Annotated in this window: 14 protein-coding genes and 1 riboswitch; of the genes, 12 read left to right on the top strand and 2 right to left on the bottom strand. The window is 76.1% G+C overall.

Features of this window, described 5'->3' with window-relative positions; all coding sequences use genetic code 11:
• The first annotated feature begins 68 nt into the window (after window positions 1-68).
• Window positions 69-899 carry a tRNA pseudouridine(38-40) synthase TruA gene (gene truA, locus GA0070610_RS01620; RefSeq protein WP_088998368.1) on the top strand — a complete coding sequence of 277 codons (831 nt, stop codon included), beginning with the start codon at window positions 69-71 and terminating at the stop codon, window positions 897-899.
• 113 nt (window positions 900-1,012) lie between these two features.
• Window positions 1,013-2,065, top strand: a complete 1,053-nt coding sequence (locus GA0070610_RS01625) for a P1 family peptidase (protein ID WP_231925873.1) — start codon at window positions 1,013-1,015, stop codon at window positions 2,063-2,065.
• Between the two features lie 98 nt (window positions 2,066-2,163).
• On the opposite strand, the gene GA0070610_RS01630 is transcribed toward GA0070610_RS01625, so the two are convergent.
• Entirely contained in the window at window positions 2,164-3,216 is a 1,053-nt protein-coding gene (locus GA0070610_RS01630; RefSeq protein ID WP_231925874.1) for a hypothetical protein, read from the bottom strand.
• Window positions 3,217-3,405: 189 nt separating this feature from the next.
• Between GA0070610_RS01630 and GA0070610_RS01635 the strand changes: the two genes are divergently transcribed.
• The 10 genes from GA0070610_RS01635 (at window position 3,406) to thiC (ending at window position 13,210) form a co-directional block, all read left to right on the top strand.
• Entirely contained in the window at window positions 3,406-4,011 is a 606-nt protein-coding gene (locus GA0070610_RS01635) for a class I SAM-dependent methyltransferase (protein WP_088998371.1), read from the top strand.
• 41 nt (window positions 4,012-4,052) lie between these two features.
• Window positions 4,053-5,732 (top strand): ABC-F family ATP-binding cassette domain-containing protein, encoded by a 1,680-nt coding sequence (locus tag GA0070610_RS01640; protein ID WP_088998372.1) that lies wholly within the window; start codon window positions 4,053-4,055, stop codon window positions 5,730-5,732.
• A 129-nt stretch (window positions 5,733-5,861) separates the two neighbouring features.
• Complete coding sequence (locus GA0070610_RS01645) at window positions 5,862-6,824, top strand: aldo/keto reductase (protein ID WP_172896346.1); 963 nt, start codon at window positions 5,862-5,864, stop codon at window positions 6,822-6,824.
• A 200-nt stretch (window positions 6,825-7,024) separates the two neighbouring features.
• Window positions 7,025-7,133: riboswitch (TPP riboswitch) on the top strand.
• On the top strand, window positions 7,128-7,754 hold the full coding sequence (thiE, locus tag GA0070610_RS01650) for a thiamine phosphate synthase (RefSeq protein WP_088998374.1): 627 nt from the start codon (window positions 7,128-7,130) through the stop codon (window positions 7,752-7,754). (Overlaps the previous riboswitch by 6 nt.)
• On the top strand, window positions 7,748-8,983 hold the full coding sequence (thiO, locus tag GA0070610_RS01655; RefSeq protein ID WP_088998375.1) for a glycine oxidase ThiO: 1,236 nt from the start codon (window positions 7,748-7,750) through the stop codon (window positions 8,981-8,983). The genes thiE and thiO overlap by 7 nt, the downstream gene beginning before the upstream one ends.
• The gene (gene thiS / locus GA0070610_RS01660) at window positions 8,974-9,174 is read left to right on the top strand and encodes a sulfur carrier protein ThiS (protein ID WP_088998376.1); all 201 of its coding nucleotides are present in this window, start codon (window positions 8,974-8,976) and stop codon (window positions 9,172-9,174) included. The genes thiO and thiS overlap by 10 nt, the downstream gene beginning before the upstream one ends.
• A gap of 4 nt (window positions 9,175-9,178) precedes the next feature.
• The gene (locus tag GA0070610_RS01665) at window positions 9,179-9,949 is read left to right on the top strand and encodes a thiazole synthase (RefSeq protein WP_088998377.1); all 771 of its coding nucleotides are present in this window, start codon (window positions 9,179-9,181) and stop codon (window positions 9,947-9,949) included.
• Between the two features lie 71 nt (window positions 9,950-10,020).
• Window positions 10,021-10,815: a thiamine phosphate synthase gene (locus GA0070610_RS01670; RefSeq protein WP_392567308.1), complete on the top strand. Its 795-nt coding sequence runs from the start codon at window positions 10,021-10,023 to the stop codon at window positions 10,813-10,815.
• A complete protein-coding gene (gene thiD, locus GA0070610_RS01675; RefSeq protein WP_088998378.1) occupies window positions 10,812-11,600 on the top strand; it encodes a bifunctional hydroxymethylpyrimidine kinase/phosphomethylpyrimidine kinase in 789 nt (262 codons plus the stop codon). Before GA0070610_RS01670 ends, thiD begins: the two co-directional genes overlap by 4 nt.
• A gap of 17 nt (window positions 11,601-11,617) precedes the next feature.
• On the top strand, window positions 11,618-13,210 hold the full coding sequence (gene thiC / locus GA0070610_RS01680) for a phosphomethylpyrimidine synthase ThiC (protein WP_088998379.1): 1,593 nt from the start codon (window positions 11,618-11,620) through the stop codon (window positions 13,208-13,210).
• Between the two features lie 96 nt (window positions 13,211-13,306).
• On the opposite strand, the gene GA0070610_RS01685 is transcribed toward thiC, so the two are convergent.
• Complete coding sequence (locus GA0070610_RS01685; protein WP_088998380.1) at window positions 13,307-15,634, bottom strand: hypothetical protein; 2,328 nt, start codon at window positions 15,632-15,634, stop codon at window positions 13,307-13,309.
• Window positions 15,635-15,707: the final 73 nt, after the last annotated feature.

Here is a 15,707-nt window from a genome sequence, read left to right on the forward strand (position 1 = left end):
CCAGGCCACCGTCGGGCCCGGCACCCCACGTGGGGTGCCGGGCCCGACCCCGTGAGGCGGAGGTACGAGTGGACGAGCGCACCCGGCTGCGGCTGGACGTCGCGTACGACGGGTCGGGCTTCTCCGGCTGGGCCGCCCAGCCGACGCGGCGCACGGTCGCCGGGGTGCTCGTGGAGACCCTCGACCTGGTGCTCGGCGCGGGAACGGCGACCGGGCTGACCGTGGCGGGCCGCACCGACGCCGGGGTGCACGCCTCGGGGCAGGTCTGTCACGTCGACCTCCCGAGCGCCGTGTGGCGTGAGCAGGACGGGCGGCTGCTGCGCCGCCTGGCCCGACTGCTCCCCACCGACGTCCGGGTACGCGCGATGACCGAGGTGCCCGCCGACTTCGACGCCCGGTTCTCGGCCACCTTCCGCCGCTACGAGTACCGGGTCACCGACGCCCCCTGGGGCGCCGAGCCGCTGCGCCGGCACGAGGTGCTGGCCTGGCCGAAGCCGCTGGACCTGACCGCGTTGAACGCCGCCGCCGCCGGGCTGGTGGGGGAGCACGACTTCGCCGCGTACTGCCGGCGCAAGGAGCACGCCACCACGCTGCGGGAGGTGACCCGGCTGGACTGGCGGCGGGACCCCGACGGCATCCTCGTGGCGACCGTGCAGGCCGACGCGTTCTGCCAGGCGATGGTGCGCAGCCTCGTCGGCGCCATGCTGGTCGCCGGGGACGGGCGCCGGCCGGTCGAGTGGCCGGGCAGTCTCCTGGCCCGCCGGGAACGCTCCAGCGAGGTGACCGTGGCGCCGGCGCACGGGCTGACCCTGGTGGCCGTCGGCTACCCCGAGGACCCGGCCGAGTACGCCCGCCGCGCCGAGGCGACGCGCCAGCTGCGCGTACCCGTGCAGGGCTGACCGCCCGGGGCTCGCCTCCCGGCCGCCGGATCGTCGAGCCGGGCCCGACCGCCCGCCCGCACGGGCCGCGCGCCGGCCCGGCAGCGCATCGTCGATCTGAAGGAGTGGAAGCCGTGCAGGAGCCTCGCCGTTGCCGGGAACTCGGCATCGTCGTCGGAGCGATGCCGACGGGACCGCTGAACGCCGTGACCGACGTGCCCGGGGTCCGGGTGGGGCACACCACGCTCGTCGAGGGCGACGGCATCCGCAGCGGGGTGACGGCGATCGTCCCGGATCAGCTGACCGACCGCCGGTCGCTGCCGGCGGGACTGTTCGTGGGCAACGGGCACGGCAAGATGGTCGGCGCGACCCAGGTCGCCGAGCTGGGCGAGATCGAGACCCCCGTGGTGCTGACCGCGACGCTGTCGACGTTCCGGGCCGCGGACGCGCTGCTCACCTACATGCTCGCGCAGCCGGGCCGGGAGACGGTCGAGTCGCTGAACCCGGTGGTGGCGGAGACCAACGACGGGTACCTGTCCGACATCCGGGCGCGGCCGGTGCGGGCGGAGCACGTCCTCGCCGCGCTGTCGGCGGCCAGCGGCGGGGTGCCCGCGGAGGGCGCCGTCGGCGCCGGTACGGGCACGGCCGCGCTCGGCTTCAAGGCGGGCATCGGCACGTCCTCGCGGCGCGCCGCGACCTCGCGCGGCACGGTCACCGTCGGTGTGCTGGTGCAGGCCAACTTCTCCGGCGTGCTGCAGGTGGCCGGGGTGCCGATCCGGCCGGAGCAGGTGGGGGTGCCGACCCTGGCGCGCCCCGGCCGGCCCGAGCACCCGGGCAACTCCTGCGTCATCGTGGTCGCCACGGACGGCCGCCTCGACGCGCGTCAGTTGGGTCGCGTCGCCCGCCGGGCCATCTTCGCCATGGCGCGCGTCGGCTCGGACTTCGCCGGTGGCAGTGGCGACTACGCCCTGGCGTTCTCCACCGCCGACACGCAGACCCCGACGGCGCCGGAGTCCGACCTGGAACCGGTCTTCGCGGCGGTGCTGGAGGCCGTCGAGGAGGCGCTGCTGAATTCGCTGTTCATGGCGCGTACCACCGTCGGCGTCGCGGGGCGGGTCAAGTACGCCGTCCCGCACGACCGGATGCTCGACCTGCTCCGGGCGCACCGGGTCGAACTGCGGGCGTGACCGGGCTCGCCGCGGGCGCGCGGCGGCAGGGACCGGCGGCCGTACGCGCGAACGGGTGCGCGGCCGTGGGCCACGCACCCGTTCCCGTCGCGATCCGGTCAGTCTTCGCCGTCCTGGGTGCCGGTGTCGCCCGCGCCCTCGTCGGTCGGCTGGCCGGCCGTGCCGCCGGCGGCACGGCGCTCCAGCACGCCCCGGTTGAGGTGCAGCTCGATCATGTCGAAGAGGATCTCCCGGGCCTTCGTGTCGCCGGACCTGATCGTCTCGCCGTCGCTGCGGGCCACCACCGCGTACGCGAGGTAGTGGCCGCGCACCTGCCAGCCGACGCGGGCCGGTGCGGTGGCGATCGCCGCGCTGTCCTCGTCGGCCGCCATGCCCCGGAACCGGCCTTCCCGTTCGTCGAGCAGCAGCCGGATGCGGTCGCGGGCGCGTTCGGCGTTGGCCCGGTCGGTCAGGTTGAACAACCCGGTGGTGACGAGGTGGTCGCCGTCGGACGTCCGCAGCGTGGCCCGGACCACCTGGGTGCAGCCGAGGCGGACCAGCAGGTCGGCGACCTCACCGGTGGCCGCCACGGCGCAGCTGGCGCTGGACTGCGTCTTCAACACCCGGTAGGCGGGCTCGCCGTCGGTGACGACGAGCTGCCTGCCGGGAAAGAGCTCCTTGGCGGTCAGCGGCGCCTGGTCGGTGTCCCGGGAGTCGAGGGCCTGCGGCTCGACCCCGGCGGACTCGGCCGCCTCCGGCTGGACCGTGGGCGTGGCCTGCGGGTTCTTGTCGCGCTCGGCCAGCAGGGCGGCGGCGCCGAGGCCGCAGAGCGCGAGCAGCGCGAGGACGGCCGCGCCGCCGACCACGACCTGCCACAGCCGGCCGCCGCCGCCCCGCTGCCGACCCGCCGACGTGGGCGGCTCGGCAGGCCCGGCCGGTGCGAGCGGCGGGGCCGGCGGGGGCGGCTCGACCGGCGCCTGCGCCCGCGCGTGGGCGGTCAGCGGCGGCGACACCTGCGCGGCGGCGCGGACCGGCTCCTGGGCGGAGGGCAGCACGAGCCGGTTGGCGCGGGGCAGCGACGGCGTCGGGAAGCGGGAGGGGGAGGGCCCGGCCGGGGGAGGCGGACCGGCACCGAGCACCGACCGGTCGGACCCGGGCTCCGGGTACTCCATGAATGCGTCCTCATCGGACTCGTACCGATACACCATGCCGCCCAGAGTAGGAGGCATTGTCCCTTTAGGTGTAAATAATGGGGAAATTGCGTGCGGGGTCGTCTCGCACCGTGCCGCCGTGGCCGCGCCTTCCCGGCGTGGACCCGGGCCCGCGCCGCCGGGCCGGGCGACGGTGCGAGAATTGCCGGCGTGACCGGCGAACACTACTTCACCGCTGAACCCACGACCGCCGCCAATCCGCGCGAGGTCGAGTTCTCCGTCGCCGGCCGCGACTACACCCTGGCCTCCTCCGCCGGCGTCTTCTCCGCCGCCCGCCTCGACCCCGGCACGGCCGTGCTGCTGCGCAAGGCCGAACTGCCGTCCGCCGAGACCACCGGCGCCCTGCTCGACCTCGGCTGCGGCTTCGGCCCGATCACCTGCGTGCTCGCCAGCTCCGCGCCGTCGGCGACGGTGTGGGCCGTCGACGTCAACGAACGGGCCCGCGAACTCACCGCGGCCAACGCGGCGCGGGTCGGCGCGGCCGACCGGGTGCGCGTCGCCGCGCCGGACGACGTACCGGCCGACCTGACCTTGGCCGAGATCTGGTCCAACCCGCCGATCCACGTCGGCAAGGACGAACTGCACGGGATCCTGCTGCGCTGGCTGCCCCGGCTCGCCCCGGACGGCGTCGCCTGGCTGGTGGTGGCCCGCTACCTCGGCGGTGACTCGTTGCAGCGCTGGCTGGTCGAGCAGGGCTGGCAGGTGGGGCGGCACGCCAGCCAGAAGGGCTACCGGGTGCTGCGGGTCACCCGGTAAATGGTTGGGCCGCCCGGCCCCTGCTCGGGCAGGATGCCGACGTGGGATACGTGGACGTGGCAGCGGTCGGGCACATCCTTCCCGACGGCCGGGAACTCTTCTCCGACGTGTCCTTCCGCGTCGGGGAGGGTGCCAAGGTCGCCCTGGTCGGGCCCAACGGCGCAGGCAAGACGACGCTGCTGCGGATGGTCGCCGGCGACCTGCCGGTGCAGACCGGCGCGATCGCGCGGGCCGGCGGGCTGGGCGTCATGCGCCAGTTCATCGGGATGATCGGCGACGAGTCCACGCTGGCCGACCTGGCGCTGTCGCTGGCCCCGCCGGCGCTACGCGACGCCGGCCGCCGCCTGGCCGAGACCGAGGCGGCCATGCGCGCGGCCGAGGTCCGCGGCAAGTACAGCACCGCCGCCGGCAAGGCCCAACTGGCGTACGCGGACGCACTCGCGGCCTGGGGCGAGACCGGCGGGTACGACGCCGAGGTGCTCTTCGACACGGTCGCCACCATCGTGCTCGGCCTGCCCTGGGACAGCGCCCGGGAACGGGGGGTCCGGACGCTCTCCGGCGGCCAGCAGAAGCGCTTCGCCCTCGAACTGCTGCTGCGCGGCCCCGACGAGGTGCTGCTCCTCGACGAGCCGGACAACTTCCTCGACGTGCCGGGCAAGCGCTGGCTGGAGGCGCGGCTGCGCGAGTCCGGCAAGTCGGTGCTCTACGTCTCGCACGACCGGGAACTGCTCGCCCAGACCGCCGACCGGGTGGTCGCTGTGGAGGGCGGCAGCGCGTGGGTGCACCCGGGCGGCTTCGCCAGCTGGCACTCCGCGCGGGTGGCCCGGCACGCCCGCCTCGACGAGCTGCGCAAGCGGTGGGACGAGGAACACCAGAAGCTGCGCGAGCTGATGCTGATGTACAAGCAGAAGGCCGCGTACAACGACGGGATGGCGTCGCGCTACCAGGCCGCGCAGACCCGGCTGCGCAAGTTCGAGGAGGCCGGGCCGCCGCCCGTACCGCCGAAGGACCAGGACATCCGGATGAAGCTGACCGGCGGGCGGACCGGCAAGCGCGCGGTCATCTGCGAGCAGCTCGAGCTCGACGGCCTGACCTTCCCGTTCGACCTGGAGATCTGGTACGGCGACCGGGTCGCGGTGCTCGGCGCCAACGGCACGGGCAAGTCGCACTTCCTGCGGCTGCTGGCCCGCGGCGGCAGCGACCCCGACCCCGCCAACGGCCCCGTCGACGGCGCCGCCGCGCTCGCCCCGGTGGCCCACGACGGGGTGGCCCGGCTCGGCGCGCGGGTACGCCCGGGTCACTTCTCGCAGACCCGCGACCGGCCGGAGTTGACGGCGAAGACCCTCGTCGAGATCCTCTGGCGCGGCGACGAGCACCGGGCCGGCATGGACCGGCACGCCGCGATGGCGGCGCTGAGCCGCTACGAGCTGGCCGGGCAGGGCGACCAGCGCTTCGGCACCCTCTCGGGCGGGCAGCAGGCCCGCTTCCTGGTGCTGCTGCTGGAACTGTCCGGCGCGACGCTGCTGCTGCTCGACGAGCCCACCGACAACCTCGACCTGGCCTCGGCGGAGGCGCTGGAGGCCGGGCTGACCGCATTCGAGGGGACCGTCGTGGCGGTGACCCACGACCGCTGGTTCACCCGTACCTTCGACCGGTTCGTGCTGTTCCGGGGCGACAACGAGGTGGTGGAGACCCCGGAGCCGGTCTGGGACGTGGCGTGATCCCCGCCGACCTGGCCGACCGCCTCTGCGCGGTCGGCGGGTCGTCGCCCTTTCCGTCGCCGTCGTGCGCGGCTGACCAGGGCGGGTCGGTTTCCAGCTCCTCGGCGTGCGGCTCGTGGCCGGCATAGGGTGGATCTCGTGACAGAGATGACCTACCGCCGGTTGGGCGACTCCGGGCTCGTGGTGTCCGTGGTCGGCGTCGGCTGCAACAACTTCGGCCGCAAGCTCGACCTCGACGGCACCCGGGCGGTGGTCGACGCCGCGCTCGACGCCGGGATCAACTTCTTCGACAGCGCCGACATCTACGGCGAACCGCAGGGCGGCTCCGAGGAACTGCTGGGCCAGGCGCTCAAGGGCCGGCGCGACGACGTGGTGGTGGCCACCAAGTTCGGCATGGACATGGAGGGCATGAACGGCCCCGACTTCGGCGCCCGGGGCGCGCGTCGCTACATCGCCCGGGCGGTGGAGGCGTCGCTGCGCCGGCTCGGCACCGACCACATCGACCTGTACCAGATGCACGAGCCCGACCCCGGCACCCCGATCGACGAGACGCTCGCCGCGCTCGACGACCTCGTGCGCGCCGGCAAGGTCCGCTACCTGGGCAACTCCAACTTCGCCGGCTGGCAGATCGCCGACGCAGACTGGGTGGCCTCGTCGAACGGCCGGTCCCGGTTCATCAGCGCGCAGAACCACTACAGCCTGCTGGAGCGTGGCGTCGAGGCCGAGGTGGTGCCGGCGTGCGAGCGGTTCGGCCTCGGGCTGCTGCCGTTCTTCCCGCTGGCCAACGGGCTGCTCACCGGCAAGTACAAGCGCAACGAGGCCCCGCCGGCCGGCAGCCGCCTCGCCGGTGGCGGCCGGTACGCGCAACGCCTCGCCGCCGCCGACTGGGACACCATCGAGGCGATCGAGGCGTACGCCGCCGAGCGGGGGCTGTCGATGCTCCAGGTGGCCATCGGCGGGCTGGCAGCCCAGCCGGCGGTGACCTCGGTGATCGCCGGCGCCACCACGCCCGAGCAGGTACGCGCCAACGCGGAGGCGGGCACCTGGCAGCCCACCGACGAGGACCTCGAAGCCCTGCGCGCGATTCTCTGACGGGACGCGCCCGCCCTGCCTCGTCCGGGGCCTGGCCCGGCAGGAAGGCCAGGCGGGTACCCGGGCGGCGCAGGGCATCCGGACAGCATCGCGTGACGGAGCGCTCACGTGCCGCCCCCGGCGTCGGGATGGGGCGGTCGGTGTGAAATCCGCAGCTCGACCTTGGCGGATCCGGCGATCCGTCGTACGGTGACACCCGCAAGTGACCCACGGGAGCCCGGTACACCGGGCTGAGAGGGGGGCTGTGAGCCCCCGACCGTCGAACCTGATCCGGGTAATGCCGGCGCAGGGAGGAGTGTTGCCGTGCCGTCCCTCGGACGACTGCATCTCATCACCGACACCCGCCCCGGGCGGGATCCGCTCGCCGTGCTGCGGGCTGCCCTTCCGGTGGCCCGCGCGGAACTGGTCGTGCAGGTCCGGGTGACCGACGACGCCACCGACCGGGAGGCGTACGACCTGGCCCGCCGGGTCGTCGCGCTCTGCGCCCGGTACGACGCCACCTGCCTGGTGAACGACCGGCTGCACGTGGCGCTGGCGGTGGGCGCCGCCGGTGGGCACGTCGGCGCGGACGACCTGCCGGCCGGGGCGGCCCGCCGGGTGCTCGGCGCGACGGCGGTGCTCGGCGCCACCGCCCGCGAGCCGGGTACGGCGGCCGAGGCGGTCGCTGCCGGAGCCAGCTACCTGGGCGTTGGCCCCTGCAACGCCACCAGCACCAAGGATGGGCTGCCGGCGCCGATCGGCCCGGCCGGGGTGCGCGCCGTCGCCGCCGCCGTGAACGTGCCGGTCGTCGCGATCGGCGGGGTGACCGCCGCCGACGTGCCCGCGCTGCTGGCGGCCGGGGCGTACGGGGTGGCGGTGGTGGGGGCGCTCTCCGGGGCGGCCGATCCGGCCCGGGCGACGGCGGAGCTGCTGGGAGCCCTGGGGTGCTGAACCGGCCGGACGTCGCCGTGCTGGGGGCGGGACCGGTCGGGCTGGCGATCGCCTGGCGCTGCGCGCAACGTGGACTGCGGGTCGTCGTGCACGATCCCGCCCCGGGCTCCGGCGCGTCCCATGTGGCCGCCGGGATGCTCGCCCCGGTCGCGGAGGCGTACTTCGGCGAGCACGAGCTGACCGGACTGCTGACCGCCTCCGCCGCCCGCTGGCCGGCGTTCGCCGCCGAGCTGACCGCCGCCACCGGCGTGGACGTCGGCTACCGGAGCGAGGGCACGCTGATGGTCGGGCTGACCGCCGACGACCTGGCCGAGGCGCGCCGGCTGTGGGCGTACCAGCAGGGGATCGGGCTGCCGGTGACGCCGCTGCGCCCGTCGGCGCTGCGGGACCGCGAGCCGGCGCTGGCCCCCCGGGTGCGCGGCGGTGCGTTCGCCGCCACGGACCACCAGGTCGACCCGCGCCGGCTGGTGCCGGCGCTGCGCGTGGCCGCCGAGCGGGCCGGCGCCGCGCTGGTGCCCGCCGCCGTGCGTGCCCTGTCCGAGGTGGACGCCCGGGTCACGGTCGTCGCGGCCGGCTGCGGCGCGGCGGCCCTGACGGGACTGCCGGTGCGACCGGTGAAGGGCCAGCTGGTCCGGCTCCGCGCGCCCGGTGGCGGCGCGCCGGGCTTCCGGCACGTCATCCGGGGGTACGCCGACGGCGAGCACGTCTATCTCGTCCCCCGCGTCGACGGGGAGGTGGTGGTGGGCGCGACCGTCGAGGAGCGCTCCGACACCGACGTCTCCGCCGGGGCGGTGCTGCGCCTGCTCCGCGCCGCCGTCGACCTGCTGCCCGAGCTGGCCGAGTACGACCTGGTGGAGACCCTCGCCGGCCTGCGTCCCGGCACCCCCGACAACGCCCCGATCCTCGGCCCGCTGCCCGGCCGGCCCGGCGTGCTCGCCGCGACCGGGCACCACCGGCACGGCATCGTGCTCACGCCGGTCACCGCCGACCTGATCGCCGACCTGGTCGTCACGGGCGCGGTGGACCCGCTGCTCGCCCCCTTCACCCCGGCCCGGTTCGCGCCGTCCGCCGCTGCCGCGCGGGGTGCCACCGCACCGTCCGCATCCGCCGGGCCGGGTGCCGCCGCCGCGCCGTCCGCCGCCAGACCGACGGGATCCGTCGGGCCGGACGCCGCAGGGGCCGGGCGGGCCGGTCCCTTCGTACCCGAGGAGGAGCACACGTGGAACTGACGGTGAACGGCGCCGGGCGCGACCTGCCCGGCGGCTCGACGGTGGCGGACCTCGTCCGCGCGGTCACCGACCAGCAGCGCGGCCTCGCCGTCGCGGTCAACGGCGAGGTGGTGCCGCGTACGGGCTGGCCGGCGACCGTGCTGCGCGACGGCGACCGCGTCGAGGTGCTCAGCGCCGCGCAGGGCGGGTGACGGGGTGAGCTTCGACCTGGGTGGCGTGAGCTTCACGTCCCGGCTGATCCTCGGCACCGGCGGCGCGGCCAACCTGCGGGTGCTGGAGGACGCGATCCGCGCCTCCGGCACCGAACTGGTCACCCTGGCGCTGCGCCGGGTCGACACCGCCCCCGGCACCGCCGGCGGCCTGCTGGACCTGCTGGACCGCTGCGGCGTGCGGCTGCTGCCGAACACCGCCGGCTGCTACACGGCGGGCGAGGCCGTCAAGGTGGCGCACCTGGCCCGGGAGGCGTTCGGCACGGACTGGGTGAAGCTGGAGGTGATCGGCGACGAGCGCACGCTGCTGCCCGACGGGGTGGAGCTGCTGCGCGCCGCCGAGGAGCTCGTCGACGACGGGTTCGTGGTCCTGCCGTACACCTCGGACGATCCGATCCTGGCGCGCCGGCTGGCCGACGTCGGCTGCGCCGCGGTGATGCCGGCGGGCGCGCCGATCGGCTCCGGCCTGGGCGTGTCGAACCCGCACCACATCCGGCTGATCCGGCAGGGCGTCGACGTGCCCGTGATCCTGGACGCCGGCATCGGCACCGCCTCCGACGCCGCGCTCGCCATGGAGCTGGGCTGCGACGCCGTGCTGCTCGCCAGCGCGGTCACCCGCGCCGCCGACCCGGTGGCGATGGCCACCGCGATGCGGTACGCGGTCGAGGCGGGCCGGCTCGCGTACGGGGCGGGTCGGATCGCCCGGCGCTTCCACGCGCTCGCCTCCACCCCCGACGAGGGACGGCCGGACCTGTGACCGCCAGCTCTGGTCCCGCTTCTACGGATCTTGGTACGGAAGGGCCCCTGGATGGGCCGTTTCCCACCAAGATCTCGGGCGGCCCGGCCGGCGTCCTGCTGCTGACCGACCGGTGGCAGGCGCGGCGGCCGTTGGCCGAGGTCGTGGCGGGGGCGGTGGCCGGGGGAGTGCGGTGGGTGGTGCTGCGGGAGAAGGACCTGCCCCGGGCCGAGCGCGCCGCCCTCGCCGTCGACCTGCGTGCGATCCTCGCCGAGGCGGGCGGCACGCTGATCGTCGCCGGCCCCGACCCGCTCGACGGGGACGCCGTGCACCTGCCGTCGGCGGGACCGTACCCGCCGCCGCGCCTCGGCCTGGTGGGCCGCTCCTGCCACGACCGGGTGGAGCTGGCGCGCCTGACCACGGAGGACTACGCCACCCTCTCGCCCGTCTACCCGACCAGCACCAAGCCCGGCCACGGCCCACCGCTGCGCCCGGACGGGCTTGGCGCGCTCATCGCGGTCAGCCCCGTGCCGGTCCTGGCGCTCGGCGGAGTGCAGAGCCCGGGCCAGGTGACCGCCTGCGTCGCGACGGGTGCCGTGGGGGTGGCGGTGCTGGGCGCCGTCATGCGCGCCGACGACCCCGAGGCGGCGGCAGCCACCCTCACGGCAGCCGCCGCCACGGCGAGCCGGACCCGGCACGGCAGCCCGGATCCCGCCGGGGCGACGCGGACCCGGCACGGCAGCCCGGATCCCGCCGGGGCGACGCGGACCCCGCACGGCAGCCCGGATCCTGCCGGGGCGGCGCGCAGCCGGCCGCAGCCCGCAACCGCCACCACCGCGCAGGCCCGGCGCGGGCTCCCGTACGCCACCACGGAAGAGGAACGATGACCCCGACGACCGTGCTCACCATCGCCGGCTCGGACTCCGGCGCCGGTGCCGGCATCCAGGCCGACCTGAAGGTCTTCGCGGCCCTCGGCGCGTACGGCACCAGCGTGCTCACCGCCGTCACCGCGCAGAACACGCGGGGCGTCGACGCCGTGCTGCCGCTGCCGCCGCGCACGGTCACCGAGCAGCTCGACAGCGTGCTCGCCGACTTCGCCGTCGGGGCCGCCAAGACGGGCATGCTCGGCACCCCGGCGGTCGCCGACGCGGTGGCCGACGCCGCGAAGGACGGACGGCTGCCGCACCTCGTCGTCGACCCGGTGCTCGTCGCCACCAGCGGGCACCGGCTGGGCGTGGTCGCGGCCGTCGAGCGGCTGCTGCCGTACGCCGAGGTGGCGACGCCGAACTGCGCGGAGGCCGCGGCCATCACCGGACGCCCGGTGACCACGGTCGAGGAGATGGTCGCCGCCGCCGAGGCGCTCGCGGCCGGCGGCCCGGCGCACGTGGTGGTGACCGGCGGCGACGTGGACGCCGACGGCGAGGCGGTGGACGTGCTGCACGGCGGCGGCGTCACCACCCTGCTGCGCGGGCCCCGGGTCGACACCCGGCACAACCACGGCACCGGGTGCTCGTTCTCGGCGGCGATCGCCGTGCGGCTGGCCCTCGGCGACCCGGTGCCGACGGCGGTCGCCGCCGCCAAGGAGTACGTCTTCCGCGCGCTGACCGGCGCGCGGGACTGGGAGCTGGGCGCGGGACGCGGCCCGCTGGACCACTTCGGCTGGTCCGCTTGATCACCAGGGAGGCTGTCGTGCAGGCACGTCGCAAGGTGTACGTGGAGGGATCCCGGCCGGACGTGCGGGTGCCGTTCGCCGAGGTGGAACTGGCCGGCGGCAACCCGCCGCTGCGGCTCTACGACACCTCCGGACCCGGCTCCGACCCGGAGGTGGGGCTCCCGCCGCTGCGCGGGGCGTGGATCGCCGAGCGCGGCGACGTGGCCCCGGTCCGCGGCGCGGGCACCCCGCTCGCGGGCGCCGACGGGCGGCGCCCCACCCAGCTCGCGTACGCGCGGGCCGGCGTGGTGACGCCGGAGATGGAGTTCGTGGCGATCCGGGAGGGGATGGCGCCGGAGTTCGTCCGCGACGAGATCGCCGCCGGGCGGGCCGTGCTGCCGCTCAACGTCAACCACCCCGAGTGCGAGCCGGCGATCATCGGCAAGGCGTTCCTGGTCAAGGTCAACGCCAACATCGGCACCTCGGCGGTCACCTCGTCGGTCGCCGAGGAGGTGGAGAAGCTGACGTGGGCGACCCGGTGGGGCGCGGACACGGTGATGGACCTGTCGACGGGGAAGCGGATCCACGAGACCCGCGAGGCGATCGTGCGGAACTCGCCGGTGCCGATCGGCACCGTGCCGATCTACCAGGCGCTGGAGAAGGTCGGCGGCGACCCGGTGAAGCTGAGCTGGGAGGTCTTCCGGGAGACCGTCGTCGAGCAGGCCGAGCAGGGCGTCGACTACATGACGGTGCACGCCGGGGTGCTGCTGCCGTACGTGCCGCTGGCGGTGGACCGGGTGACCGGCATCGTCTCGCGGGGCGGCTCGATCATGGCGGCCTGGTGCCTGGCGCACCACGAGGAGAACTTCCTCTACACCAACTTCCGCGAGCTGTGCGAGATCCTGGCCCGCTACGACGTGACGTTCTCGCTCGGCGACGGGCTGCGCCCCGGCTCGATCGCGGACGCCAACGACGCCGCCCAGTTCGCCGAGCTGCGCACCCTGGGCGAGCTGACGAAGGTCGCCTGGGAGTACGACGTCCAGGTGATGATCGAGGGCCCCGGGCACGTGCCGATGCACAAGATCAAGGAGAACGTGGACCTCCAGCAGGAGTGGTGCCACGAGGCGCCCTTCTACACCCTCGGCCCGCTGACCACGGACATCGCCCCCGCGTACGACCACATCACGTCGGCGATCGGCGCCGCGATGATCGGCATGTTCGGCACCGCCATGCTCTGCTACGTGACCCCGAAGGAGCACCTGGGGCTGCCGGACCGCGACGACGTGAAGGCCGGCGTGATCGCGTACAAGATCGCGGCGCACGCGGCCGACCTGGCCAAGGGGCATCCCGGGGCGCAGGCGTGGGACGACGCGCTGTCCAAGGCGCGGTTCGAGTTCCGCTGGGAGGACCAGTTCAACCTGTCGCTGGACCCGGAGACCGCGCGCTCGTACCACGACGCGACCCTGCCGGCGGAGCCGGCGAAGACCGCCCACTTCTGCTCGATGTGCGGCCCGAAGTTCTGCTCGATGAAGATCACGCAGGAGCTGAAGGAGTACGCGGCACGCGGCATGAAGGACAAGTCGGAGGAGTTCCTCTCCTCGGGCGGCCGCGTCTACCTGCCGCTGGCCTGAGCGCCGCGACCGCCCGTCCGAGCTGTCGGACTGCCGGAAGATCGACGACGCCCGCCCTGCTCGGTCCTCCGGGCGGGGCGGGCGTCGTCGGTCGGGTCAGTCGCGGTGGTGGCGGCCGGTGGAGCGCAACGACCGCCGGCCGTTCTCCTGCTCGGGCTCGTTGTCCGGGACCGCCCTGCTCAGGCCGGTGACCCAGTCCACGTACTCCTCGTCCTGCGCCGGCAGCGGCTCGGGCTCCTGTCCGGCCGGGGCCTCCTCGGCCCGGGACCGGTTGCGGCGGAACAGGGCCAGCCGGCCCCGGCCCCGCCCGGTGGGTTGCTCGGCCTCGCCGGGCGACGCGGATCCGGGCGACGCCTCCGCCCCGGTGGCGGTGCCGCCGTTCGTCGGGGTGCTGTCGGCGGACACCGGGGCGGGACCGCCCCGGCGCGCGGTGGCGAGCGCCTCCCAGCTCGCGGCGCGGGCCAGGTCGGGCATCGGGGCCCGGTGGCGGGGCCGCGGCGTGCTCTCGGCCGCGGGTTCGGTGGCGGGCCGGGCGACGTCGGCCGTGTCGGCCTGGGGCCGGGGCGGGACCGGCCACGCGGGGACGGGCGGCGGCGCGGCGCCGGCAGCGGGGACCGTCGTGCTGTTCGCGGCGGTGTCCGCGATCGCGGGGGCGTCCGGGGCGGCGGGCGTCGGGTCCGCGTCCCCGGGCTTCGGGTCCGCAGCGGTGGGCGTCGGTTCCGCAGCGGTGGGCGTCGGTTCCGGAGCGGCGCTGGTCGGGTCCCCGGTCACGGGGGTCGGGGCCTCGGCGGTGGGCGTCGGGTCCGCAGCTTCGGATGCCGCCGCGGGGGCGACCTGGCGCGTGGACCGGGGCTTGCGGGTACGGCGGGGCTTGGGCGCGCTCGCCGTGGCCGGCTGCCCTGCAGGCGTGGATCCCTCGGCCGGCTGCCCGGCGGGCGTGGCCCCCTCGGGCGGCTGCGCAGCCGATGTGCCCTCGGCCGGCTGCGCGGCTGGCGTCGGGGCTTCGGCCGGCTGTACCGGGGGAGTCGTCTCCCTGGCCGGGCGTCCGGCAAGCGTCGCCTCCCGGAGGGGCTGCCCGGCGGGCGTCGCCTCGGCGGCCGTCGACGCCGTGAGGACGGAGGGCGCCTCGAAGTCGGGTGACGCTTCGGCGACGGGCGTCGCTTCGGCGGTGGCCGGGACGGACGGGGCCGTCGGGGCGTGGGCGGCGGCGTCCGGCGTACGGGCGGGCTCCGGTGCGACCGGGCGGTCGGCTGCGGCCGGGGCGTCGGAGCCGGCCGTCCGCTGCGGACCCGCGCCCGTCCGGGCGGCGGGGGCCGGGGCGATTCCTCCCTCGGCGGGCCAGTCCCAGTGCGGGGGGACGGTCCGGGGCTCCCGGCCGTCGCCGGTGGCGGTGGTGACCGCGCCGGAGTCCGTACCGCCGGCCCGGTCGGTGGTGGCCAGGGTGGCGCCGGCCAGGTCGACCGTCTCCGGCTCGTCCCCGGCGGCGGACGCCGGGGCGTGCGGCAGGGCCGGACCGGCCGGCAACGGACGCAGGATGTCGGTCGGCTCGATGGCTCCGGTGGGGGCGGTGCGGGCGACCAGCGGCCAGCGCAGCAGCGCGGCTGCGGCCGACCCGAGGGCGCCGGCGGCCACCGCGAGCAGCGCCGCGTAGTACGGCGTGAGCTGGTAGCGGTCGGCGGTGTCGCCGGGACCGGCGGTCAGGTAGGCGAACGCGACCAGCACCGGCCCCGCCACTCCCGTCGCGCCGCTGACCAGCGGCGGGTGGCCGCGCCAGCGGGCCAGCCCGCCGGTCGCGGCGCCGGCCAGCAGGGCCACCAGCGGCAGGACGACCAGGGCCAGCCGCTGCGCCGCGCCGGCGTCGAGCGACGCCGGCTCCAGCACCCCCAGGCGTACGGTCCCCAGCGGCCCGGTCGACAGCAGCGACGGCGTCACCGAGATCAGGGCCAGCAGCCAGACGGCGCCCGCGACGGCCGCCATGTTCCACCCCACCGGCGGCTGGAGCAGTACGGCGAGGGCGGCGCCCGCACCGGCCACCGCACCGAGGACGGCGCAGATGCCGACGGCCCAGACGGGGTCCACCGAGACGAGTTCGGCCGCCCGGGCGGGCTGCATGCACAGCGGCGCGACGACGGTGGCGCCCAGTGCGGCGGCGCCGGCGACGGCGAGCAGACGCCCGGTGCCGGCCAGCCCTCCGTCCCGGCGGGCCAGGCGCTCGGTGAGCACGGCGCCCACCACGGCGGCGTTGGCGGCGAACCAGCCCGCCCAGACGAGCTGGGCCGGCCACTGGTTGACGGTGGTGCCGGTGAAGGTGCCGGTGAGCCGGACGACGCCGAAGCCGAAGGCGATGCCGAGCTGACCGGCCCCAGCCAGCAGGCTCACCCCGAGCGCGGTGAGCAGCAGTCTGCCCCAGGTCCGAAAGGCCATGTCCGGCACGTTACGCACCTGTTGACCAGGCCGCCACCGGCGCGCCGCGAGCGGGGGTGACCCGCCGGCCGGC

Origin of the sequence: Micromonospora echinofusca, assembly GCF_900091445.1 — a bacterium.
GTDB lineage: Bacteria > Actinomycetota > Actinomycetes > Mycobacteriales > Micromonosporaceae > Micromonospora > Micromonospora echinofusca.